Origin of the sequence: Paludisphaera borealis, from assembly GCF_001956985.1 — a bacterium.
Taxonomy (GTDB): domain Bacteria; phylum Planctomycetota; class Planctomycetia; order Isosphaerales; family Isosphaeraceae; genus Paludisphaera; species Paludisphaera borealis.
Map to the genome: position 1 here is coordinate 746174 of NZ_CP019082.1, position 24250 is coordinate 770423.

The following is a 24250-nucleotide window of genomic DNA, read 5'->3' on the forward strand; positions in this document are numbered from 1 at the left end:
GTAGTCCCAACCAAAGGAGAACGACCAATGAATGAGACCAGCGATCCAACCACGTTGGGCGAAGCGTTTGTGAGCGAGTCGCGCCGGCAGCTTGCGGAGAGCGTCGCCCTGATCCGCCACTGTCTGGGGCAGCTCGACGACGATGAGGTCTGGCGGCGGCCTCGCGACGACATGAACAGCATCGCCAACCTGCTCTTGCACCTGGCGGGGAACCTCCGTCAGCGGTTCCAGGCGGTCATCTCCGGCGATCCCGACGATCGCAACCGGTTCGGCGAATTCACCGAACGGAGCGCGATCCCCAAGGCCGACCTCCTCGGCCGGTTCGAGGATTCCGCCGGGAAGGCCGACGCGGCGCTGGCGAAGCTCGCGCCCGAACAGCTCGTCGAGACCCGGCGCTACATGCTGCTCGCCGGTTCGGAAGAGAAGTCGGTGCTGGGGATCGTGATCCAGGCCCTCACCCATCTGAACGGCCATGCCCAGGAGATCCTCCACCTGACCCGGATGCAACTCGGCGACCGTTACGCCTTCCGCCAGCCCGGCGGCGTTCCTCCCGAGATGAGAACCAACCGCGGTTGAAAGCTTCGAGGCTCATTGCGGGGGGAAGACGGCCCCCGCGCCGCCACGAACCCGGCTTGAGCCGTTCGACCCTGGCACGCGAGCCGGTTCGGCTTCGACCGCCTCCTCGGAACGACGAGAGGAGCCCGCGACGGATTGGCTTCGTTTGCCCCCGGAGGCATCGGTGGATGAATGCCGAACCTGTTGTAGTGTCGTGGTTTCCGCTTTGTGGCTGTTGGCTTCGTTCGCGCTGTTTTGGGGCGTTCGCGACGGTCGTTCGCCCGCCTCCAGCAGCTTTGCGAGGTAGTCGGTCATCCCCTCGGCGACGAGGTTCTCGATCGGGTCGGACCGGTACGGCATCGGGCGAGAAGCCGGCTTCCGGGGGGCCGGCGGATTGGGTTCTTCTGAAAATCTTCCGGGCCATGTGTCAGGCTGCAGGGGCTGGTAGTTGGCGTTCGCGGTAGTCGGCCCCGTTCTTGAGCAGGTGCCAGATCACCACCAGGATCTTGTGCGCCACGGCGATCAGAGCCTTCTTTTTCCCGAGTCGTGGGACCCATCGACGGTAGCAGATGCTGAAGGCGGTGTTCTTGGCGTGGCTGGCCGACCACGCCGACTGCACCAGGAGCGAACGCAGCCACGGACTCCCCTTGGTCGTCTTGCCGCTGCGGCGTTTGCCGGCGCTTTGGTCGTTGCCCGGGCACAGCCCCGCCCAGGAGCAGAGGTGGCCCGCGGTCGGGAACGACTCCACGTCCGGCCCGATCTCCCCCACGATCACCTCCGCCGCCCGATCCCCCACTCCGGGGATCCCCTGGAGCCGGCCCGCCGCCTCGTCGAACGGCCTCATGGCCTCGTCGATCCGCTCGTCCAGCCGCTCGATCAGGCGTTCCAACGCGTCGATCTGATCCGTCAGCAGCCGGAGCACGAAGCGGTGGTGGTCGGTGACCCGGCCCAACAGCGCCCGCCTCAGCTCGGGGATCTTGCCCCGGAGCCGCTGCTTGGCCAGATCGGCCAGCTTCTCCGGGTCGTCCTGGCCGTCGATGATCGCCCGGATCATGGCGCGCCCCGAGGCCCCCAGGACGTCGCTGGCCACCGACCCCAGCTTGACGTTGGCGTCCTCCAGCGTCTTCTGGAGGCGATTGGCCACCGCGGCGCGGTCGCGGACCAACTCGGTGCGCTGCCGGGTCAGGTCGCGAAGCTCGCGGATCTCCGGCTTGGGGATGAAGCTGGGCGACAGCAGGCCGTGCTGGAGCAACTGGGCGATCCACTCGGCGTCCTTGACGTCGGTCTTGCGGCCGGGGACCTGCTTGAGCCGCCCGGCGTTGACCAGCATCACGTCGAATCGCCCTTCCAGGATGTGGAAGATCGGCTTCCAGTAGACGCCCGTGCTCTCCATGGCGACCTCGCGGACGCCGTGGGCGTCGAGCCAGTCGGCCAGGGCCAGCAGGTCGGCGGTCATCGTGCCGAAGGTGTGGACCACCGAGGCGACCGAGCCGTCGGGGTTGATGTGGCGGACGCAGGCGACGACGGTCTTCTTGTGGACGTCGAGCCCGGCGCAGCGATCGTGAACGATGTCCATGACGTCCCCTCCAACTCGAGTGGTCGGAAACGAAGCAGTCCGAGCCGGTGGGACGACCTCGGGGCGTAAAGCAGTTTCTTCTACGTGCTCCCCCGCTTCCGGGGGGCGACAGGACGGGGTTCGACGTGAAGTCGAGCCGAGGCCGGGACCAAGTTCCTTCGCGGGTTCGCGACACCAAAGCCAATGACGGCCTCTCGCCCAGGGCCGGACATCCGCAGCATAACCCAACCCGACCCCATTTTCATGGGACGGGTTGAGCCAAAGGCTCATGACCGTTCCTTCGTCGCTTTTTTCGACGCGGCGCGGAGCTTCGCCAGCAGGTCGATGGTGCGGAGGAGTTCGCGGGTCCGGGCGGTCTGGAACCGGCGGAGCCGCTCGAAGGCGTCGCTGGCGGAGAACGAGGCTTGCTCGGCGAGTTCCCGCGCATCGTCGCCTTCGATCTCCTCGAGGTCGACGAGCAGGTCTTGAAGCCGCTCGATCTCACGTTCGGCGATTCCCAGCAGGAAGGCGACGGCCGTCTCGGGGTTTTCGGGACGCGGGACGATCTCGCGCCAGACCCGCCAGGCGCTGAAGGCGGGGTCCTCGTAGGGCGTCATTTCCTGCATCTGGAGCCAGAACCTTGTGCCCCATTTCTCCTCGATCGTCTCCCAGGCAAGGAAGATCTCGTTCAGTTCGGGGTCGTCGATCGCCGCGAGCGGCTGTTTGCCCAGGAGCCGGACGAACTTGAACTGGTCGAGGAAGGTCCAGTTCTCGTTCGAGATGAGCAGGCAGCGCATTTCAACCCAGCGGTCGAGCAGCCATTGCGCGCCTTCCGGCGATTCCTCCAGCCGGGCGACGAAGGCCGAGGGATCGTCGGTCCACGCCGGGCCGGAGATCGGCAGCAGCCGTTTCCCCGCCATGTAGAACAGCTTACGGCCGAGGTCGCAGACTTTCTCCATCCGCTTCGCGCGTGATCGGAGCATGGCCTTGCGGACCTGTTTCGCGAGCAGCGCCGTCTCATACCGTTCGGCCCGATCGAGCGTCCACGACAGCCGCGCCGCCCGGGTGACCAGCTCGCGCTCGACGGCGTTGGCCGGCTGGTAGTCGTCGACCCATTCCTGGATCTTGGCGTCCAGCTCGGCGGGGTCCTCGTGCGGCAGGACGAAGTCGACGGTTTTGGCGCGCAGGCCGTGCTTGAGGGCGTTGAGCCTTGAGCGGGCCTTGCCGTCGTCGGATTTCGGCCCGCAGCTTTTTTTGGCGTTGGCGCGGTTGGCCTGGAGCTGGGCGTCGGTGGCCATGGCGGGGAATCTCCTCGGAGTGGGGGCGTCGGATGAAGCCTCTATAGAGAAGATGTCGCAAGATGACGCCTTTCAGAAAACATTCCGGATTGTTTCGAGGATTCCGGTTGGGCGGCCTTGGCGAGCGAGCGATCCCGACGCCGTGGGGCCGCCCGCCCTCCTGAGAATGAGAGAGCGCGTGTGCGTGGCTACGGCGTCCTTCCTGTGGCATGCCATGGTCACCGTGCCGGCGGAATATTCCCGGACGAGGAGCGAACGCCTTTCCAACAAGTGGAGGGTCCTACGATGGGCTGGTTCGGGCCGAGTCAAGACGAGGTTTGGGGACGACTCAGCGAGGAGATCGGCGCTCAGTTCATGCCTGGAGGTTTCTGGAAGCGAGCCAAGGTTCAGAAGCGGGTCGACCAGTGGACGATCCTCCTCGACACGTTCACCCGCCAGCACGGTCAGCACCACCACGTCGTCTACACCCGCCTGCGCGCGCCGTTCGTCAATCCCGACGGCTTCCGGTTCACCGTTTATCGAGCGGGCTTCCTCAGCGGCCTGGGCAAATACCTCGGGATGCAGGACGTCGAGATCGGCGACCCGGAGTTCGACGACGCGTTCGTCGTGAAGGGGAACGACGAATCGCGCCTCGTCGATCTGTTCGCCGACCCGAAGCTCCGCGAGCTGCTCGCGTCGCTCCCACGGATGCGCGTGGAAGTCAAGGACAGCGAGGGCTGGTTCGGCCCGAGCTTCCCACCGGACGCCGACGAGCTTTACTTTACAACCCGCGGCGTGCTCAAGGACCTTGACCAGCTCAAGGGCTGCTTCGCCGTCTTCTCCGCCCTGCTCCACCGCCTCTGCGTCATCGGCGCGGCGCACAAGTACGACCCGGGCGTGAGGCTCTGACGAGGGAGTTCTCCGTTCAACGGGCCTCGACCGGCCTGCCGGCGTCTCCGAGTCGTTCATCGACCTTGTCCCAATCAATCACGTCGAGCAGGACTGGCATGATTTGCTTGGCTCCCCTGGTCAGGGGGACTTGGCGGAGCGCCGCGCCGACGAGCATGCCCGTGGCGAATGCGGTCACCACGGCCGGAAGCATGAAGGCCGAATAGCCGATCAGGGCGACGAGGATCGCCAGGCGGGGTAAGAGCGGTTTGAGGCGGAAGCGGAGTGTCTCCCGCCCTTCCCGAAGATCGCGATAGCGCGTCAAGAACTTCCGTTGCAGCGGCGTCAATTCCACGAGGAGGGCTCCGGGCGGGGGTTTGGGGCGTGTCGAAATCCACGCAGATTGTGCGCCGGCGCAAGCTGCGATGCAATCCGACGGGGCTGGCACGGCCCGAGAGCATGGTCCAGGATGTGGGCCTGGCCTCTTCCTCCTTCCTGACCGATTGCCCTGCCGGTCAGAACGGCGCGAGTCGACGAAATCCGTGTCCCAGGACGACGGGATACAACGCCAGGTTGCGGGCCAGGGCCGCCGCCGGCGAAATACCGAGGGACGCGGCTCGACCTCCCCTCGCGACGTTCCGCCAGGCAGGCCGCGAGCGATCGCAGGTGGGTCGGACCGAACGCGCCGTCGTGGATCCGGTCGATAAGCGACTCTGGCAAGTTCGACTCGCCGTGGAGCGCCCCCAGCCACGCCCCGAGGATCGCCGCGATCGAATCGGCGTCGCCCCCCGCGCCGATCGCTTCGGTCAAGGCTCGCATCGGCTCGGCGCCGTGACTCGCGAAACAGTAGGCGGCGAACGCGACGGTGTGCACAACGAAGCCCGACGTCCCGCAAACCTGCGCGGCGTCGTGCGTGTCCGCCCCCTTCTCCGCAAGGCTCAACCCGCGATCGATCGCCATGCCCAGTTCGAGGTCGTCCACCACACTCCGGGCCTGGACGAGCAACGCCGTACGATGCGCCCCTGGAGAACTCCCGGCGCAGCACGAGGCCGCCTCGGCGACGAACAGGGCGCCCTCGACCGCGCGAGGGTCGCGGTGCGTCACCTCCGCCAGGGCCCGCCCGAAGGTACTTCGCTCGTTCGGCCGGTCCTGAAAAAACACGCCGATCACCGCCGCCCGCATCGCCGCTCCGTTGCCGGCCGACATCACGCCGCTCGGAGAGAGTCCCAGACCCATGCGGAGGCACGAGCGGATCGTCGCCATCCCCACGCCCCACGGGAGCCGGCAAAACCACCCCAGAAGCGAACGCTGAAAGCTCCGAACGCACGCGTCGACGTCGTCCGGGAATTTGGCGAGACTCTGGGCGATCAAGGCCGACTGCTCCGTGTCGTCGGAGACGAATCCCGTCCGTCCCAGCATCCGAAACCGATCCACCACCCCGAACCGCCGCGCGATCGCCTCGGCCGACATCCCCTCGCAAGCCAACCCCAGCGCGTCGCCCAGCGCCGTGCCCAGCAAGACCCCGGACAGCCGCCCAGCCGGCGCGTCGTCGATCGGCCCCTTCATGTTTCCCCCTCCTCGAGGTCGAGGACCAAACTCCCATGCGTCATCCTACGACAATTGAAAGAGGTTGTCGATCGAGGTGAGGCGGCGGATGGGGGTCTTGGCGACGCCGAAGCGGATCGGCATTGAAATTGCATCTTCATGTCTTTCGGTAAGACGATGGAGCTTTATTCAGAGGGCGGGCGTTCGACGATCCGGACGAGCCGATTTGCATCCGGATTCCGAACGGCCGGAAGCAGGTGCAGCGATGACGATGCCGATCCAGTCCTTGATCGCCTCGGGCGGCAAGGTGTGGCTTGATTCCATCGACCCGGACGAGGTGGCCCGCAATCGCGTTTGGGGGATCACGGGGGCCACGTCCAACCCGATCATCGTCACCGATCTGGTCGAGACGGGGCGGCTCGACAAGGATCTTGAACGGTTTTTCCGCGAAGGGCTCGACGACTACGAAACGGCCTGGCGAACGACCGACGTGCTCGTCAGCCAGGCCCAGGAAGCGTTCCTGCACGTCTGGGAAGCGACGCGCGGCGACGACGGCTACGTCAGCTTTGAACTCGACCCGCTCCTGGAAGATTCCGAGCCGCGCGTTTCGGCGGGAGGTCGGCCGCCAGATCGCCTTGATGCGGAACAGCGGACGCAGCACTACATCGACCTCGGCAAGCGCTGGAGCGAAGGCCGTCGCAATCGCATGATCAAGGTTCCCGCCACGCCGAGCGGCCTGGCGGCGCTGGAGGAGCTGGCGGCGGCCGGCGTGACGGTCAATGTCACCTTGACCTTCACGCCCCGACAGTACGTCGCGGCCCGAGACGCCCTCTGGCGGGGCGCGCGGCGGCGGCGGTCGCTGGACGCGTTCAAGTCGGTCTACAGCATCTTCGTCAGCCGGGTCGACGTGTATACGGATAAGCACGTGCCTGACCTGTCGCCGCCGGCGCAGGGCCAGGTGGGCATCGCCAATGCCAAGCGGATCTGGCGCATGAACCAGGAGTTCTGGGCCGACAAGGGACTGCCGCTGAAGCAGGAGATCGTCTTCGCCAGCACAGGCGTGAAGAAGCCCGACGATCCGCCCTGGAAGTACGTCGAGGCGTTCGCGGGCTCGGACATCGAAACGAATCCGCCGGCCACGAACGCCAAGGTTCAAGCCAGCGGCCGCACGTTCCCCCGCGCGGTGGATCGGCCGCTCCCCGACGACGTGTCGGCGGAGATCGACGCCAAGGTCGACATGGTCCGCCTTGAGGCCGTCCTGATGGCCGAGGGCCTCAAGAAGTTCGCCGACCCTCAGGAAGCGCTGCTGGACCTAATCGCCCGGAAGCGTCGGGAATCCTAGTCGATTTCGATCAACGAGAAGAGACCGTCGGCGCTTGCGGCGCCGGCCCATTTGATGGAGATCCCAGCCATGAGAGAAACCCATCTGAGTCTGCCGGAACTCGCCTTGATCGCGGGCACGCGTGGAATGGCTGGCGCCGGCCTTGGCCTGCTGCTGGCGGACCGCATGTCCGACGGCCCGCGCAAGGCCGTCGGTTGGACGCTCCTGCTCGTGGGCGTCCTGACGACCGTCCCGCTGGCGATCCAGGTCCTCGGCGCGAGCCGATCCTCCGACTCCGCGGATTGGTCGGATTACCGACCCGATCTCTCGCACACGTATACCGGATAATCGATTCGGAGAATATCACAATGGGCAAGACATCGGCATTCGAGGACGTTGTGAAGCCGGTCCGGATCACGACGGGACCGGTTACGCTTGACGGCGATCTGGCCGTCCCAGAGGGCGCGCGGGGGATCGTCGTGTTCGCCCACGGCAGTGGCAGCGGCCGGCGCAGCCCGCGCAACCGATTCGTGGCCGAGACCCTGCACGAGGGGGGGCTGGCGACTCTCCTGTTCGACTTGCTCACCGAAGATGAAGAGCGTCAGGAGCGGTTCACACGCCACCTGCGGTTCGACATCGGCCTGCTGGCCGGGCGGCTCCTCGACGCCACCGATTGGCTGGCAGGTCAGCCAGTCGCGGGCGGTCTGAAGGTCGGCTATTTCGGGGCCAGCACGGGCGGAGGCGCTGCACTGGCGGCGGCGGCCGAGCGGCCCGAAGCCGTCGCCGCCGTCGTCTCTCGCGGCGGCCGACCCGATCTGGCCGGCGAAGACGCGTTAGCCCGCGTCCGCGCTCCCACGCTCTTGATCGTCGGCGGCGACGACACGACGGTCATCGCCTTGAACCGCCAGGCGATGGCCCGGATGTCGGCGGCGGTTTCGCTGGAGATCATCCCGGGGGCTTCGCACCTGTTCGAGGAGCGAGGCGCGCTGGAGGAAGTCGCCCGGCTGGCGCGCGATTGGTTCGAACGCTACCTGGCACCGGCCGAGACCGGATCGAGCGGGAGATAATCAAACTCACTCGCAAAGCGAGGGAAACCACGCAACGAGACCGTCTTGACGACTCGTGATGCGCTCGGCAACCGGCAAGGGCTGGCTTTGTTAGCGCTTGGCCTTGGATCCGGTTGACTTGTCCTGACCGAGCGGCTCCCAACGAAGGTGAAGGAGCGCATGGCCGGTGGCAGGATCGATCTTGTCGAGATCGGAGACATCAGTCAGCGTCACGAGGACCGAATCGCCCCCCTTGACGTAACTCGGCTCCTGACCCGCGCGAGAGCGGGAGAGCGCGAAGAGGACGGTGTCTCCGACGGAGAGCGAACCACCGGGAGCCAGCGGGACGACTGCCTCGCAACTCCGGCCACGTTCGACCTCGGAGATCCTTTGTTCGTCAGCGGGATAGGTATTCATCCAGGGGGGCTCACCATGTTGAGCAGGTTCCGGTCCGGGCAAAGTCGACCGACCCGCCGGTTGGGAGTTCCCGCAGGCGAAGGGCCATGTCGGCGGTAACGCCGACGCAGCCTCCCGGGACGGTAGCTTATGAGTAGGACGGAGGGCCTGCCGAGGCGAGCCCTCCGGATCCCATCGATGGGCGGATGATCAATACCGGCCGCCGCCGCCGCCGTAACCACCGCTACGGCCGCCACCACCACCGCCGCCACCCGAACGGGGCTCGCGGGGCTTGGCTTCGTTGACAGTGAGGTTCCGGCCGTCGTGGTCACGACCGTCAAGCCCTTGGATGGCCGCCTGCGCTTCGGCGTCCGAGCTCATTTCCACGAAGGCGAAACCCTTCGAGCGATTGGTGTCCCGATCAACAATGATCTGGGCGCTCTGCACCGTCCCGAACGGCGTGAACAACGCCTCCAGGTCGGATTCGTTGACATTGTAGGTGAGGTTACCGACGTACAGCTTCTTGGCCAAGATCGAACTCCGCGGCGAAAGAGCGACCCGCTTGGTGCTTTCCGGGTCGAGAAGAAAGGTGGACTCAGGGCGAGCCCGTCGAGTAAGAGAGACGAAGGAGAGGAAACAGTCGGGTCGAAAAACCCGACGGTGCCTAACGATCGTCTGACCCACCGAATCGAAGTATAGCAAGACTTGAAGAGCAATGATAGGGGTAATCCAGGGAATTATCTTTTCCTTTTCTGGTGGGCCGAGGAGCGCCGAGCTTCGTCGTCCGGTTCACCTCGCGGGCTCGCCTCGGGCGGCGTCTTGCAGCCGCCGGTTGCGGCGGACCTGGGCGTCGAGTTCCTCAAGTCCGAGCGACCGGATCATCTCGCCGATGGTCGTCTTGGGGTCGTTCGACCAGAACATGCCGAGGTCTTCCCGGGGCTCGTAATGGCCCCCCGCCCGCTCGCCGAACTTGTCGGTCAGCGCCTTGCCGTTTTCGAGCGGCTCCGACCACCCGAGCACGGCGTAGCTGAGGTCGAGCTGGTGGATCAGGATCTCGCCTGGTTTCTCGACCTGGGCGGCGACGAGGCCGGTCGGCTCGAAGACCGTGGCGTCTTCGCGAGGAGTGCTCGACACGACGAAATAGCGGTGTCGGGCGGCTCGCGACGCCGGCTGGGCCGTCGACGGCGAGGCGGTGGGCCAGGCGACGATCTCGGCGCCCTTCTCGGCCAGGGCCGCCCAGCCGTCCTCGAATTGAACATCCCAGCAGATCTGGATTCCCAACTTGCCGAAATCGCAGTCGAAGACCGGGTACGTCTTGCCCGGCGTGACGCCGGCCTCGAGCGCATCGGTGCCGAGCACGGCCACCGGACGGACCTTGCGATAGATCCCCGCCACCTCGCCCCGGCGATCGAAGAGCACGGCGGCGTTGGAGTAGATCGTCCCCTTCGGCCCGCTCTCGGCGAGGTCCATCGGGGCGACGATGTAGGTCGCGTGCTTCCGGGCCAGGGTGGAGAAGGTCTCCCGGACCGGTCCGTCGAGCGGAATCGCCCGCTCGGCGGCGGACCCATGGGGGGATGTCACGATCGTCTCGGGCAGGATCGCCAGGTCGAGCCCGCGACCGGGGTGTTTCTCGGACGCCTGGCGGGCCATCTCGTCGATCACCCCGCCCAGCGCCTTCAGCCGCGCGTCGAGGCCGGGGTACGCGCCGTGCCGGCTGAGGACGACGGTGGCGACGACCACCTTCCGCGGCGGCCGATCGGCCTTCGACTCGCCGCTCGACCCCGCGGCCGGTTCGAGTCCGACCATCAGCATCGCCGAGCCGGCGAGGCCGAGCGTCACGACGCACGTCCGAATCGACCGCTTCATTTCGGGTCCTCCCGCCGGAGTCAGGTTTCCATTGCGATGACGTCGATCTCCAGGTTCAACCGCCAGCCGATCTCTTCGAGTCCCGTCTCCCAGCCCCGGACGGACTCGTCCGGAGGGACGAGCACCCGGGCCGACATGGCGAACACGGGGACGCCGCTGGTGGACGCGGGGGCCGATTCCGAGTCCATCTCCTCGATGCTGATGCCGTGCTGGGCGAGATGGCGGGCGACCTCGTGGATGATCCCCTCGTGGTCGGCGCCGTGGACCTCGATGACGTAGGGCAGCCAGCCGACGTGCGACTCGGCGTGGGTTCGGTCGGCGGGGGTGGTCCCCACCTTGTAACCCTGGGTCTTCAGCTCGTCGAAGGCCCCTTCCAGGTCGGCGAATCGCTCCTCCGGCATCGAGACGAGCATCAAGACGGCGAACTCGCCGCCGAGCCGCGCCATGCGGCTGGTCTCGACGTTCCCGCCTCGATCGAGCAGCAGCCCGGTCACATTCTCAACGATCCCGATCCGGTCGGGGCCGGTCAGGGTCAGGACGAATTTCTTCGGCATGGCAGGCCGCCTCGGGAAACAAGGTGCGGAAGGTTGCGCCCGCTCATCTTATCCGCCCGGCCGGCTTCGAATCCACGAGCAACCCGACCGGTTCGGGGTGAAGCGTCGAAGATCGCCCCGCGTGTCCGCGCCGTTCTGCGGCGCGTCGCGCGGGGCGATTCGTTTTCAAGGCCGTGGGCGTCTTGGCGAGCTTCACTTATCGCGGTTCGTTCGCGCCCGCCGCCCCGTGTAATAGCCCTCGCTCGGGTCGCGTTGGCCGCTCGCATAGCTCTCCGACCAGACCTTCTTCTTGTCGAGGGTCACGTCGTAGGGGGCCGCTGTGATCCGGGCGGTCGCGTAGTGCCACGTCGCCTTTTCGGGCGACGGCCCTCTCGCCTCGATCAGGAGCATGGCCTCCGGGTTCGTGCCGGTGGCGAACACGAAGATCGCCCCGTCCACCAGATCGTTCTTCTCGTCGGCGTAGCGGGCGATCGGATGCGGCATGAGCCGGAGGACGACGGTTTCATTGCTGTCGTGTTGCTCCGTGCAAGCGAACCGATCCGCGATGGACCTGAGCTGGCGGAGGCGACCGAGCGGCTTCTTGTCGGGCGTCGGCCCGCCGGGCAGTTCCTGGAACGTGGCGGCGGCCTTTCTGGGGGCCCAGTGAAGATCGCCGTTCAGGAGCTTCGCGAACTTGGCGGCGTTGTCGGGATCGGCCCCGACGCCCGCCTCGAACTCCAGAGGGTCCGTCGTGAGCGAGATGAACTCGAACGCCCACGACGAGACGGGCGCGCCGCTCTCCGTTACGGGATAGAGTTCGAGCGCGACGACCGCGAGCGGCCTCCCGGTCTCGCCGAAAGCCCACAGCGAGGCGTCGCTGGCTCGGCGGGCCGGGTCGCTGAACCGGAGCAAGGGTTCCCCTCGCAGCTTGATCGGCTGTTTTTCGGCGCCCACGCCGCGATAGGCCGACAAGGATTCGGCGATCTGTTTCATCTCGTTGGACCGGTCGTTCCGCTCTTTGTCCGCGGCGGAACGATCGTCCTGGGCGAAGAGGTTCCGGTCGGCGACCGTGCACGACAGGGCGGCGAACAGCAGGGCGACGACCCATCGGGGGGGCGTCGTGGTCCGGAGGGAGTCGTGATGGTTCATGGGAGAGTTCCTTTCCGTCATTGACACGCCGCTCAAGACGGCCGCGCCGCCAGTTCGAGCTTCGGTCCACACTTTGAAGATCCCGGCGTCGTCGACGACTCCGGTCGGCCCAAGGCCTGAAATCGATGCGTCGATGATTTTATCGAAGCGGTCGAATTCGAGTTGACACCGGAGCCCTGTCGGCGATATTTGTAGTCGGACGACGGGAATCGTAACTCTCCGGGGGAAATCCGGCAATGTCTCATGAAGCCCCCGAGCCGCTGACGGCGGCCGAGTGGAAGGTAATGAAGATCGTCTGGCGGCGAAAGAGCTGCGCCGCGAGGGACGTATACGAAGAGGCCGGGGTAGAGCACGGCTGGGCGCCGAGCACGACGAAGACGCTGTTGCGTCGGTTGATCGACAAGGGGCATTTGACGGCGACGGCGGTCGGCACGAGCTATCTGTACCGCCCGTCTCGGCCGGCCTGGAAGTCGCTCGCCGGGGCGGCCGACAGCCTGCTGGACAAGACCCTCGAAGGGCTCGACGGCAAGCTGCTGGCCTACATGGTGCAGCGGAGTCGTTTGACGTCCGACGACCTGGCGCAGCTTCGGTCGTTGCTCGAACAGCATCCCGCCGGGGGCGACGCCGCGTCGAAGGTGGAATCGGCGGCGACATCGGAGACCGGTCCCGAGGAGGCGCCATGATTTCGATCGAGATCCTGAACGCCTGGGGCGAGGCCTGGACCGGGGCGATGGGCCGGGCGCTCCTCGATTCCTCGGGGCTGCTGGTGGTCGTGCTGGTGGTCTGGCTCCCCTTGCGTCGGCGGATCTCGGCGCAGCTCGCTCATGGGATGTTCTGCCTGGTTCTGCTCCGTCTGGCGGTGCCGCAAGCGTTGCCCTGGCCGTCCTGGCTGCCGGCGCCTTCGGTCCGTCGCGTGGTCGAACGGACCGCGGCCTGGGCGTGGCAGCCGGGCGACAAGGTCGTCGAGCCGCCCGTGGCCACGGCGCTGATCCCGCCGCCGGTCGAGCCGACGGACTTCGAGTTGCCGACGACGGGCGACCTGGTCGCGAGCCCCACCGAAGCGCCGCCGACCGCCGTGGCGGGGGCGGTTCGAGACGCTTCGCCGCCGGTCCGAGCGTCGTCGTCGACCCTCTCGCCGCGCGCCTGGCTGATGATCGCCTGGGGAGCGATTTCGCTGGTGCTGCTCGGTCGTTTCGGCAGGTCGGCGCTGGCGACCCGGGCTCTGATTCGGGATGCGCTGCCGGTCGATCCTGAGTGGATGCCGGTGGACGTCGGGGCGCTCGAAGCGGCGGTGGGCGTTCGCAGGCCGGTGCAGTGGGCGGTCAGTCCCCGTCTCCGCACGCCGGCCGTCGGCGGTTTGTTCCGGCCGACGGTCGTGCTCCCGCCGGATCTTGAGGACGGCCTGACCCAGCAACAGTTACGTTGGGTCTTGCTCCACGAACTCGCGCATGTTCGACGCGGCGACCTTTGGGTGGTGATGGCCCAGCGCCTCGTGCAATCGGTTTTCTTCTTTCATCCGGCCGTTCACGTGGCCAACTGGGTGATCGACCAGCTTCGCGAGTACGCGTGCGACGACGAGGCCCTGGCGGCGAGCCAGGCGCCGCGCCGCGACTGCGGCGAAGGGTTTCTGACGGTCGCCGGCCGATCGGTCGAGTCCGAGCCGGCATCCGCGTCGGTGCTCGGGCTGTTCGAGTCGCGGATGGTGATCCGTCGCCGGCTGGTGCGGATTCTCGATCCGGATCGCGAGGTCCATGCGCGGCTGTCGATCCGGTCTTCGATCGCTCTGTTCGCGGCCGCCGCGGTGGTCGTCGCCTTCGGGCGAACTCCGGAAGCCTCGGCGCGGCCGAGAGATCGGCTCGACCTGGCGTCGAACCGGCCGGGCGCGACGATCGAGCCCGAGCCCGCGGCGTACCGCCCCGGCGAGATCTGGCACCGCGAGGCTGCTCCGGCCGCCGCGAGGTCGTCGGTGCTGGCGATGGCGTACTCGGCCGACGGCTCCTTGCTGGCCACGGCGGGCGAAGGATCTCTGATCGTGCTTCGCGACGTCCGCTCGGGCCAGGTCGTCAGCCGGCTCAGCGGTCACGCCGACGCGGTCTCGTGCCTCGCGTTTTCAGCCGACGGCAAGACGCTCGCCTCGGGCGGTTACGATGCGACCGTCCGCCTCTGGGACGTCGCCGGCGGTCGCTCGCTCGCCGTTCTGAAGGGGCACGCCAACTGGATCTTCGGCCTGGCGTTCGCGCCCGACGGGGAGACGGTCGCCTCGGCGGGGCATGACAAGTCGATTCGGCTCTGGAGCGTGCCTGACGGCCGCGAACGCGCGGTGCTTCTGGGTTCCACCGGATCGGTTCGCGCCCTCGCCTTTTCCGCCGACGGCCGGACGATCGCCTCGGGGGGCGCCGACCGAATCGTGACGCTCTGGGACGTGGCCGAGGAGACCCCTCGCGGTCGCCTGGAAGGTCATCGCGGGACGATTCGCGCCCTCGCCTTCGCGCCGGGCGGTTCCGGGTCGGGCTTGAGGCTCGCCTCGGCCGGTGAGGACGGCGAGGTTCGCTTCTGGGAGGCCGAGGCGGGGCGAGTGGGACCGATCGCGACGCTGGCGGGTCATCCCGACATGGTCGTCTGCCTCGCGTTCTCGCCCGGCGGCTCGATGCTGGCGACCGGGGGGCTCGACGCGACCGTCAAACTCTGGAATCCGACCGACGGCCGCGAGCGGGCCACGCTGCGGGGCCACCACGACGGCGTTTCGGCTCTGGCGTTCGCCCCCGGAGCCCGGCAGTTGGCAACCGCCGGATTCGACGGCGTCGTTCGGCTCTGGGAGCCGTCGCCGCCGGCTTTCTCGCCGGCCGCCTGCTGGAACGTCGCCGGTCCGACTCGCGGTCTCGGCTTCTCCGCCGACGGCCGCGCGCTGTCCACCCTGGGTTCCGGCGGGATCGAACATTGGGACGTCGTCACCGGCCTGGCGCGAGCTTCGTCGACCGTCTCCAAGGCGGTGCTCGATCACCCGAACGGTCCGTTCGCCGTCTCACTCAGCGGTCGACTCGGCGCTTTCGGCGCGCTCGACGGCACGATCCGGCTCGTCGAGATCGATTCCGGCCGGTCGACGACCGAACTCAAGGGGCACAAGGGCGCGGTCGTGGCGGTTTCCTTCGCCGGCGACGAGCGCGGGCTCGCCTCGGTGGGAAGCGACGGCCGGGTGCTGCTCTGGGATTGCAAGGCCGGGCGCGGGCTACGCGAACTCGACCGGGTCGAGGGGGTGGTCTCGTCGCTCGACTTCTCGCCCGACGGCGTCCGACTCGCCGCCGGCACCGATCGCGGCGTGATCGTCTGGGGGGCCGAGGGCCGCATGACTCTCCCGCCCGACGTCGCGACGACGCGCGCCTCGGCGCTCGCTTTCGCGCCCGACGGCAAGACGCTCGCCATCGCCGGAACCGACGGCGAACTGCGCCTGATCGATTTCCCGATCGACGGCCGTCGATCTTACAAGAACGGCGTCTGCGAAACCCTGGCGTTCTCTCCCGACGGCCGGACGCTCGCATCGGCCCTGAACAACGGTGAGATCGCCTTGCGGGACGTTCGCTCCGGCCGAGAAATCGGCGTCCTCCGCGGTCATCAGGGGGCGGTCGCCGAGTTGGCCTACGCCCCCGACGGCCGCTCGATCGCATCGGCCGGGGTCGACGGCGCGGTGAAGATCTGGAACCTCAACGCACGACGACTCACGGCGCGGGAATCGCTCAAGCCCGAGCCCGCGTGCCCGTGGGCCGTCGTCTATTCGGCCGACGGCTCCACGCTGGCGGTGGCCGAGGGACGCGCCGACGTCCCCGGCGTCGTGACGCTCTGGGACGTTGACGCGCGTCGCCCCCGGTTGACTCTCGAAGGCCACGCGCGAGGCGTCGTCGCCGTGGCGCTTTCTCCCGACGGCGCCACCGTCGCCTCGGGCTCGTTCGATCAGACCGTCCGGCTCTGGGACGCCCGAACGGGGGCGATTCGTTATGTGATCGACGGCCTGGACGGCGTCGTGACCGAGCTTGCGTTCTCGCCCGACGGGTCGCTGCTGGCCACCGCCGGCGAGTCGGGCTGGGTCACGCTCTGGGCCACCGAATCGGGCGAGGAATCGGTCCGACTCGACGGCTTTCGGGGGCGGGTGCAGTCGGTCGGTTTCTCTCCCGACGGCCGCCTCGTCGCGGCGGGCGGGGGCGTCGGCGACGCAGGCCCGAACGCCCGGGGAGAGGTCAAGGTCTGGACGATCGCTGACGGGAAGGCCCTCGACGGCTTCACCGGCCACACCCGCCCGGTCGTCGCGGTCGAGTTCTCGCCGGACGGAGCGACGCTCGCCACGGGCGGCCTTGATGAAACCCTGCGTCTCTGGAAGGTCGGCGACGGCCGTTCGCGGCTGACCTTGTCGGGACTTCCCGGGCGCGTCCTTTCACTGGCGTTCGCTCCCGACGGCCGATCCTTCGGGTGGTCGGGACGGAACGACGGCCTCGTCGCCGTTCACGAGACTTCGACCGGCGCCGAGATCGCTCGCCTGGTCGGCCACTCCGCGACGGTTCGCGACCTGGCGTTCTCGCCCGACGGCTCAACCCTCGCGACCGCCGGCGCCGACCGTTCCGTGAAGTTCTGGGATGTTCCTAAACCGAGGAATTGATGGAGTCGAGGGGCTTGGATCAAGCCACTCCGGGAGGCACCATGCGGCACGGCCCGAGACTTGTGACGATCGCAGTGTGGTCGACCTTCGCCGTGGCCTGCTTCGCGTCGCTTCGCGAAGTTCCGGGGGCCGATCCGAAGCCGGCGGCCGCCAAGACCAAAGCCACGGCGTCAAGCGAACTGACCGCGGTGATCGATAAAACGTTCGAGGACGCCTGGGCCAAGGCGAACGTCCGCCCTGCCCCGTCGGCCGACGACGCTGAGTTCGTCCGCCGCGTCTACCTCGATCTCGTCGGCAAGATTCCCCGAGTCTATGAGACTCTCGCCTTTCTCGACGATCCGGCGCCGACTGCCGAGAAGCGGGCGAAGCTTGTGGAGATGCTCCTCGAAAGTCCGGCGTATCTCTCCCGAGCGACGGAAACGTACCGCGCGATGCTGCTTCCCGAAGCCGAGACCGACGCCCAGGTTCGCAACGTCCTGCCGACCTTCGAGGCCTGGCTGCGGAAGAAGGTCGTCGACAACGCCGGTTACGACAAGATCGTCCGCGAGGTTCTCACGGTCAGCCTCGGAGGTCGGGGCCGGCGCGCGGGGAATGCGCTCGACCCGAGAGCTTCGCCGTCTCCGTTGGCCTTCTACATCGCCAAGGACGCCAAGCCCGAGAACCTGGCCGCCAGCGCCTCGCGGCTGTTTCTCGGCGTGCGCATGGAGTGCGCCCAGTGCCACAACCACCCGTTCTCGCACTGGAAGCGGGAGGAGTTCTGGGGCCTCGCGGTTTTCTTCGGCGGGGTGACTCGACAGGGAGGGAATCAGGCCTTCGGCCAGATCCGCGAGAACGAGTCGCCGCGCGAGATGGTGATCCCCGGCACGACGAGGGTCGCCCGCGCGGCCTTGCCCGGCGAGGCGGAAACGAAGTGGCGTCGGGGCGCGTCGGGCCGCGAGGTTCTGGCCGACTGGATCACGGCTCCCGACAATCCGTATTTCGCCCGAGCGGCCGTCAATCGCGTCTGGGCCCGATTCTTCGGCGTCGGACTCGTCGAGCCGGTCGACGACTTGCGCGACGAGAACCCCTCGGCCCATCCCGAGCTTCACGACCGCCTGGCTCGTGAGTTTCGCGAGCACGGCTACGATCTCAAGTACCTGATCCGCGCGATCACCGCCAGCAAGCCGTACGGGTTGACCAGCGCGGTCGGCCGTTCCGAGCTGGCCCCCCCCCAGTTGTTCGCAGCGATGCCATTGCGGAGCCTCTCTCCCGACCAGCTTTTCGACTCGCTCTCCCAGGCCACGGGGCTTGGAACGACGGGCCAGGACATGATCGGCGGCGACGCCCGGTCTCGGTTCAGCGAGCTGTTCGCCAACCGCGATGAAAAATCGACGGAGGGGCAAGTCTCCATCCTTCAGGCGCTTTCGTTGATGAACGGCCCGTTGATCACTTCGGCGACGAGTCCCGAGACCGGGAATACGCTGGCCGCCGTCGTCGACTCGCCGTTCCTCGACACGGCGGGAAAAATCGAATCGCTCTACCTCTCGGCCCTCAGTCGTCGCCCCCGAGCCGACGAGTCGGCCGCGATGACCGCCTTCGTGCAGCAGGGAAAGAGCGAGAGCGATCGCGCGAAAGCTCTCGGCGACGTCTTTTGGGCGCTGCTGAACAGTCCTGAGTTTCGGTTCAATCACTGAGTTGGAGCCTGGCTGCTCCGTGCGTTCGTCCGGCTTCGTGGGGAGGCCGAGTATCGCGCTGACAGATTGTGAGCCGGCGTCGCGCCGGAGACGAGGAGACGAGACGCCATGACCTCCTTTCGATCGACGCGTAACGCCGGGGGGCTCTCCCGTCGCGCCCTGATGAGGCTCGCCGCCGCGGGCGCGGTCGGTTGTTCGGTCTCGGGCTGGATCGAGGCCCTGGCGGCGAACGCCGCCGCCGACCCGAAGCGCCGGAAGGCGTGCATTCTGCTTTGGATGTCGGGAGGCCCGACCCAGACCGACACCTTTGATCCCAAACCGGGGCACGCCAACGGCGGCGAATTCAAGGCGATCGACACCGCCGTGGCGGGCGTCAAGATCAGCGAGCACCTGCCGGGGCTGGCGAAGCGGATGAACGACCTGGCCCTCATCCGCTCGATGAGCACGAAAGAAGGGGACCACGGCCGGGCCACGTTCACGATGCGGACAGGCTACCTTCCCGCCGGTCCCATCCGCTACCCGACGCTCGGCTCGCTGCTCTCGAAGGAACTCGGCGATGACGCTGCGGAGCTGCCCAACTTCGTCAGCGTCGCGCCGGTGCGGGCGTTGAATCCGGCGGCCTTCAGCTCGGGCTTTCTCGGGCCGCAGTTCGCGCCGCTGGTTGTCGGCGAGCGCGCCGTGACGACGCCGGGAGGCGGCCGCGACGCGCGGAACTTGTCGTTCGCGGTGGAGGATTTGAACCTTCCCGCCGGCATCGATCCGCATCGATCCGACTCTCGCCTGGCCCTGCTCGATGCGATGCGCCGCGACTTCGGCGGACGTCATCCGGGGGTCTCTCCGGAGAGCCACGACGACGCCTATCAGCGCGCCGTACGGCTGATGAGGTCGTCGGCGGGGAAAGCGTTCGAGCTTGACGAGGAACCGGCGACGCTCCGCGACGCCTACGGGCGGACGCCGTTCGGTCAGGGGTGCTTGCTCGCCCGCCGGCTCGTCGAGCGCGGAGTGCCGTTCGTGGAGGTGACCTTGTCGTCGGCCCAATCGTCGGGAGGGCTCGGATGGGACACCCACGCCGGGAACTTCGACGCCGTGAAGCAGTTGAGCGGAGTCCTCGACCCGGCCTGGTCGACCTTGATCGACGACCTTCGCACCCGAGGATTGCTCGACTCGACCTTGATCGTCTGGATGGGCGAGTTCGGCCGAACCCCCAAGATCAACTCCAACGCCGGCCGGGACCACTTCCCCGACGCCTGGACCGCGGTTCTCGGCGGCGGCGGAATCAAGGGAGGCCAGTTCGTCGGCGATACGGGCGTGGACGGCATGAAGGTCACGGACAGGCCCGTGGCCGTGCCCGACTTTCTGGCCACGATCTGCAAGGCGCTCGGCGTCGACCCGATGGCCCAGAACCTGGCCGAGGCCGGGCGGCCGATTCGACTCGTCGACCCGAAAGCGAAGCCGATTCAAGAGGTGCTCGCATGATTCGCTCTGGCGCGTTCCGCCTGCTCTCGGCGACGGCTCCGGCGTTTCTGGCCGCGATCCTGGGCTCGGCTCCCTCCCGCTCGGAGGCCGACGACCGTCCCGACCCCGCGCCTGCGAGTGATCGCGAGGGGCCCCAGGACCTCATGTTTCTCGCCGACGGCCGCCCGGTGTTCATTCGGTTGAAGTTCGACACCGGCGGCCGAGGGTTCCGCTCGGCGTGGCTCGACGCCGTGAAAGAGTTGCACGGCTATCTCGACCGCGACGGCGACGGCACGCTGACCCGCCAGGAGGCCGACCGCGGCGGCCTGCCCACGATGGTTCGCGCCGCGACCGGCAACAACGCCGCTCTGCCGACCGCCGACCTCGACGCCGATCCGCGCGACGGCAAGGTCTCGCTGGACGAGCTGGCCGCCGTGCTTCGTCCCGCGCTGGGACCGTTTCGGGTTCAGGTCGACCGCCTCGCGGTCGAGAAGACCGACGCCTTGTTCAATCAACTCGACCGTGACAAGAACGGCCGCCTCTCGCAAGCCGAGCTGCGGTCGGCGGTCGCTTCGCTTCGTCGATTCGACCTCGACGACGACGAACAGATCAGCCCCGACGAACTCGATCCGTTCCGCAACCCGACGGCCGCGCAGTTCGAGGTCGACGACACCCGGCGCGGCCGGTTCACGGCCGTCCCTCCCGTGATCGAGCTGTCCGCCGAGGCCCCTTCGGTCCGCCCCGTCCGGATGCTCTTGCGGCGGTACGACACGGGCGCCGGCGAAGGCGCGGTCGGGGGCGACAACCGGCTTTCGCACGGCGAGTTCGGCATCGATCCCCGTGACTTCGAGGCCGCCGACGCCGACGCCGACTCGGCTCTCGACTCCGAGGAACTACGTCGCTATCTGGCCAAGGCCGCCCCGGACGTCGAACTGACCGTCAAGCTGCCCGACGACGGCAAGACGCCCGCCTCGATCGAGGTCGGCAGCTCGGGCTCCAAAGCGGTCCCGCCGGGGGTGCGGGTTCAGCGGATCTCCAGCTCCGACATCGAGGTGGCCGTCGGCGAGGTGAATCTCGAATTCCACGCCGACGCCGGCGCCCGCGGCGACGAGGCCGCGAAGTCCTACTATCAGAACCTGTTCCGCGCCGCCGACGTCGACAAGAACATGTATCTGGAAAAGTCGGAGGTGAAGGACCAGGCGCCTCTGTCCTCTTTGTTCGATCTCCTGGATCGCGACGGCGACGGCAAGGTGGATCTCAAGGAGGTCGACGCCTTCTCCGAACGCCAGTCGCGCGTCGCGCGCAGCCAGTTGGTTCTCTCGGCGGCCGACCAGGGCCGCGCGATCTTCGCGATCGTGGATCTGAACCGCGACCGCAAGCTAGGCGAGCGCGAGGTTCGCAGCGCCGTCGACCGGGTGTCGTCCTGGGACCGCAACGGTGACGGTCAGGTGAGCGCCGATGAGATCCCTCATCACTTCCAGATGACGATCGGCCGAGGTCGGTTCAATCCCTTCCACGCGAACCTGGCGATCGGCCACCACGTCCCCGCTCCTGTCGCGAAGCCGGCCGCCTCCGGCCCGGAGTGGTTCCGCAGGATGGATCGCAACCACGACGGCGACGTCTCCCGTCGTGAATTCCTCGGCCCGCGCGCCGACTTCGACCGGCTCGACGTCGATCGCGACGGACTCCTGAATCCCGACGAAGCCGCCGCCGCGAAGTCGTAGGGGTAGGGCGAGATCGCGGCGCGGCCGTTGCGGATCAGGCGAGCCCGAGCCGCCGCCGCCAGACCCACTCGATCGTCAGCAGGGCCAGGAGCGCGAGCAGCAGCGGCCACGTGCTCCAGGCGGGAACCGTCTTGATCTCGGAAGGACCGACGATTCGCGGCAGCCCGGCGAGCATCGAGGAGAGGTCGTCGGCGGTTTTGAGCACGGTCCCGCCCGACTGCTCGGCGATCCGTCGCAGCAGGGCGTGATCGGGCAACGGATTTTGTTGTTCGGTCGGGTCGTCGAGCACCTGCACTTCGATCGCCGTGCTGTCGACCTGCGTGTTGTCCTCGTAGGCGGTCAGCTCGATGCGCAGGCCCTGAGTCAAGGTCACGCCGGGCGGCAGAGACTTCGCGGTCGCGATATCGAGCTTGGCGTTGTACGCGGTATCGGCGGCCGACCGCGTCAGCTCGAACTCGTCGCCCCAGGGGAGGAGCGGCCCCCCGGCGGCGGTCGCCTCGGCCGATTCGCTGGGCAGGCCCGAGGGGCGTCGCAAGGGAGAGAGATCGGAGGCGGCGTCGGAGGCGCTTCTGGGCTCGATCGACACGGCGACTCGATAGCCGAGCGTCGCCGCGGCGTTCTCGTCGAACGCGTGCGCCCGCACCATGATCGGCTCGCCGGGTCGATAGAGTCGTTTATCGGTTTCGGCGAGCAGCCGTCGCCGAGCGATCGACGAATTCTCGGTCAGCCAGTAAACCACGTTGCGCCAGAATTTGTTGTAATAGCGCGCGTCGCCCTCGCCCCAGCGAAGGCTGAAGTCGTTGGCGTACCGCCGGGTGACGCCCGTCAGCATCGCCATCGTGCGTCCTCGGCCGAACGGCTGAGCGGCGATCAAGGGGGACGGCGAGGCGTCGCCGTCGGTCGCCACGGCCTCGGCCCCCGGCTTCAGCCGGCCGAGCCGGTTGTGGCCCTGGAACGCCGGCAGCGTTTTGAGCAGGTCGCGGTTCTTCACTTCGTCGGTGGAAATGTGCCAGATCGGATGCAGGCGTCCGGCGTTGGACGGTCGCAGAGTCACCGGGTCGTCGAGCCAGTCGCGGCCGACGGCAGACAACTCGACGGGAAGCATCTTCGCCACCGAGGATTCGTTCCACCGGCCCGAGGCGAACGAGTTCGGCCCCCCCGCCATGCAGAGCCCTCCCCCGCGATGGCCGATCCAGTCTTCGAGCCAGGCGAGTTGCTCGTCGCCGAGCGCTTCGCGAGGAACGTTGCTGAGGATGAGCGCGTCGAAGGCGAAAAACTCCGAAGCCGTCGACGGCAATCCTCGCAGCCGTGCGTCGGCTCGGGTGAAGAACGACACGTTTCCGGAGGCCCCGGTCAACAGCGTCACGGCCGCGCATTCAATGTCCGGGTCTTCGGTCAGCGCTTCCAGCAGCGGCGAATAAGCCCCCTTCACTTCGCCCGCGGTCGACGAATTGGCGCCGCGCCCGCCCGTCGCCCGATTGGCGACGAAGCTCTCGGTCGCCCCTTCCAGGTAGAGGACGCGGATCTTCGTATGATCGATCGACAACTCGGTCGTGAATTGGTTGTTCTCGGCTGAAACCTCGCCCGGCTGGGGATCGATCACGGCGGCGATTTTCCGGTCCTCGTCGCCCGATGAGAAGCTAAGCGTATACGTGGCAAGGCCGTCCTGGAGCGAGATCGGAGTCCGGGCCAGCACGGCGCTGGGTTGACCGGACGGATCGAGAGCGACGATCTTCAACTCCGCTCCACGTCCCGCGTAGCCGAAGCTCCGGACGAACACCTGGCTGGCGATCTCGGAAAACTTGCGCGCCTGAGTCGGCGCGACCATGCTGACGATCGCCACGTCGCCTCCGACGTCTTCCTCGCCGACGGGGAAGACATGGACGGGAACGTTCAGCTTGCGATAGGCGCGAGCGATCGCGTCGGCCCGTTCCGGATCGCGCGCGCGGCCGTCCGAGAAAACCACGACGGCTTGCGGAGGAGTCGAGTCGAACCGCCCCGCGAGTCCTTCAAGCGAGGCGGCGAGCCGCGTGTCGGAGTCGGTCGGCTCGGGCGGTTCCTGTGAAGCCCCCGGCGCGGCGGCGAGCGCTTCTCCGGGGGCCGATCGAGGCGTCGAGTCGTCGGTTGTGGGATGGGGATTCAGCGACGCCGGATCGACGGCGGCGAGGCGGTCGCCGAAGCGAAAGACGCTCACCTGCGCGCCCGCCTTCGGGTCGTTCGACAAGCCTCGGTCTCGGATGACTCCGACGACCTGATCAAATCGCGTCCCCGCTTTGCCCAGGGCCATGCTCTGGGACGAATCCAGCAGATAAACCACCTTCGGCCGCTCGATCGGCCCGGCCGTCTCGTCGACCCGAATGGGATTGAGGAGGATCAAGCCGAGGACCGCCAAGGTGAGCAGCCGAAGGACCAGGAGCGACCGCCGTCTCGCCGGCGCGATGGGGCGGCCGGCGGTCTTGCGCAGCAGCAGGGCCGTCGCCGCGATTCCCACAACCGCCGCCGTGACGAGGGCGATCGAAAAAGGAGGCGCCCATTGCAGGGTCGATTCAACGCTCATCGGACCTCGGCTCGGATGAAAGGCTCGAATCGGGGAAGGACCAGGGCGGCGACGGCCGACCCGAC

General features: G+C 67.6%; 19 protein-coding genes. 10 read left to right on the forward strand and 9 right to left on the reverse strand.

The features are described 5' to 3' along the window. Positions 1-27: 27 nt before the first annotated feature. The gene (locus tag BSF38_RS31165; protein WP_076343362.1) at positions 28-576 is read left to right on the forward strand and encodes a DUF1572 family protein; all 549 of its coding nucleotides are present in this window, start codon (positions 28-30) and stop codon (positions 574-576) included. A gap of 406 nt (positions 577-982) precedes the next feature. Here the strand turns inward: BSF38_RS31165 and BSF38_RS02850 are convergent, their stop codons facing one another. Continuing rightward, positions 983-2131, reverse strand: coding sequence for an IS110 family RNA-guided transposase (locus BSF38_RS02850; RefSeq protein ID WP_076343043.1), 1149 nt, complete (start codon positions 2129-2131; stop codon positions 983-985). Between the two features lie 266 nt (positions 2132-2397). Further along, entirely contained in the window at positions 2398-3408 is a 1011-nt protein-coding gene (locus tag BSF38_RS02855; protein ID WP_076343364.1) for a hypothetical protein, read from the reverse strand. 285 nt (positions 3409-3693) lie between these two features. Here BSF38_RS02855 and BSF38_RS02860 point away from each other — a divergent pair, with 285 nt between their 5' ends. Continuing rightward, positions 3694-4296 (forward strand): DUF3137 domain-containing protein, encoded by a 603-nt coding sequence (locus tag BSF38_RS02860; protein ID WP_076343365.1) that lies wholly within the window; start codon positions 3694-3696, stop codon positions 4294-4296. Positions 4297-4312: 16 nt separating this feature from the next. Here the strand turns inward: BSF38_RS02860 and BSF38_RS02865 are convergent, their stop codons facing one another. Then, entirely contained in the window at positions 4313-4630 is a 318-nt protein-coding gene (locus BSF38_RS02865; protein WP_076343366.1) for a hypothetical protein, read from the reverse strand. After that, entirely contained in the window at positions 4621-5841 is a 1221-nt protein-coding gene (locus tag BSF38_RS02870; protein WP_237170719.1) for an ADP-ribosylglycohydrolase family protein, read from the reverse strand. Before BSF38_RS02870 ends, BSF38_RS02865 begins: the two co-directional genes overlap by 10 nt. A gap of 244 nt (positions 5842-6085) precedes the next feature. On the opposite strand from BSF38_RS02870, the gene BSF38_RS02875 reads away from it, so the two are divergent. The 3 genes from BSF38_RS02875 (at position 6086) to BSF38_RS02885 (ending at position 8208) form a co-directional block, all read left to right on the forward strand. Next, on the forward strand, positions 6086-7162 hold the full coding sequence (locus tag BSF38_RS02875) for a transaldolase family protein (RefSeq protein ID WP_076343367.1): 1077 nt from the start codon (positions 6086-6088) through the stop codon (positions 7160-7162). A 69-nt stretch (positions 7163-7231) separates the two neighbouring features. After that, entirely contained in the window at positions 7232-7489 is a 258-nt protein-coding gene (locus BSF38_RS02880) for a hypothetical protein (protein ID WP_076343368.1), read from the forward strand. Positions 7490-7509: 20 nt separating this feature from the next. Continuing rightward, positions 7510-8208: a dienelactone hydrolase family protein gene (locus tag BSF38_RS02885; protein ID WP_076343369.1), complete on the forward strand. Its 699-nt coding sequence runs from the start codon at positions 7510-7512 to the stop codon at positions 8206-8208. 585 nt (positions 8209-8793) lie between these two features. Here the strand turns inward: BSF38_RS02885 and BSF38_RS02895 are convergent. From BSF38_RS02895 to BSF38_RS02910, 4 genes are all read right to left on the reverse strand, one after another. After that, entirely contained in the window at positions 8794-9114 is a 321-nt protein-coding gene (locus BSF38_RS02895; protein WP_076343371.1) for an RNA recognition motif domain-containing protein, read from the reverse strand. Positions 9115-9372: 258 nt separating this feature from the next. Next, positions 9373-10449, reverse strand: coding sequence for a carbon-nitrogen hydrolase family protein (locus tag BSF38_RS02900; RefSeq protein ID WP_076343372.1), 1077 nt, complete (start codon positions 10447-10449; stop codon positions 9373-9375). Between the two features lie 20 nt (positions 10450-10469). After that, the gene (locus tag BSF38_RS02905) at positions 10470-11003 is read right to left on the reverse strand and encodes a glycine cleavage system transcriptional repressor (protein ID WP_076343373.1); all 534 of its coding nucleotides are present in this window, start codon (positions 11001-11003) and stop codon (positions 10470-10472) included. A 192-nt stretch (positions 11004-11195) separates the two neighbouring features. After that, positions 11196-12131: a hypothetical protein gene (locus BSF38_RS02910; protein ID WP_076343374.1), complete on the reverse strand. Its 936-nt coding sequence runs from the start codon at positions 12129-12131 to the stop codon at positions 11196-11198. 236 nt (positions 12132-12367) lie between these two features. Here BSF38_RS02910 and BSF38_RS02915 point away from each other — a divergent pair, with 236 nt between their 5' ends. The 5 genes from BSF38_RS02915 (at position 12368) to BSF38_RS31615 (ending at position 21628) form a co-directional block, all read left to right on the forward strand. Continuing rightward, positions 12368-12814, forward strand: coding sequence for a BlaI/MecI/CopY family transcriptional regulator (locus tag BSF38_RS02915; RefSeq protein WP_076343375.1), 447 nt, complete (start codon positions 12368-12370; stop codon positions 12812-12814). After that, positions 12811-16776 carry a WD40 domain-containing protein gene (locus BSF38_RS02920; protein WP_076343376.1) on the forward strand — a complete coding sequence of 1322 codons (3966 nt, stop codon included), beginning with the start codon at positions 12811-12813 and terminating at the stop codon, positions 16774-16776. The genes BSF38_RS02915 and BSF38_RS02920 overlap by 4 nt, the downstream gene beginning before the upstream one ends. Before the next feature lie 14 nt (positions 16777-16790). Beyond that, positions 16791-18449 (forward strand): DUF1553 domain-containing protein, encoded by a 1659-nt coding sequence (locus BSF38_RS02925; RefSeq protein WP_168189296.1) that lies wholly within the window; start codon positions 16791-16793, stop codon positions 18447-18449. Positions 18450-18557: 108 nt separating this feature from the next. Then, positions 18558-19925, forward strand: coding sequence for a DUF1501 domain-containing protein (locus BSF38_RS02930; RefSeq protein ID WP_076343377.1), 1368 nt, complete (start codon positions 18558-18560; stop codon positions 19923-19925). Next, entirely contained in the window at positions 19922-21628 is a 1707-nt protein-coding gene (locus BSF38_RS31615; protein WP_076343378.1) for an EF-hand domain-containing protein, read from the forward strand. Before BSF38_RS02930 ends, BSF38_RS31615 begins: the two co-directional genes overlap by 4 nt. A 34-nt stretch (positions 21629-21662) precedes the next feature. Here BSF38_RS31615 and BSF38_RS02940 read toward each other — a convergent pair whose 3' ends face one another. Further along, a complete protein-coding gene (locus tag BSF38_RS02940; RefSeq protein WP_076343379.1) occupies positions 21663-24185 on the reverse strand; it encodes a glutamine amidotransferase in 2523 nt (840 codons plus the stop codon). Positions 24186-24250 lie beyond the last annotated feature (65 nt).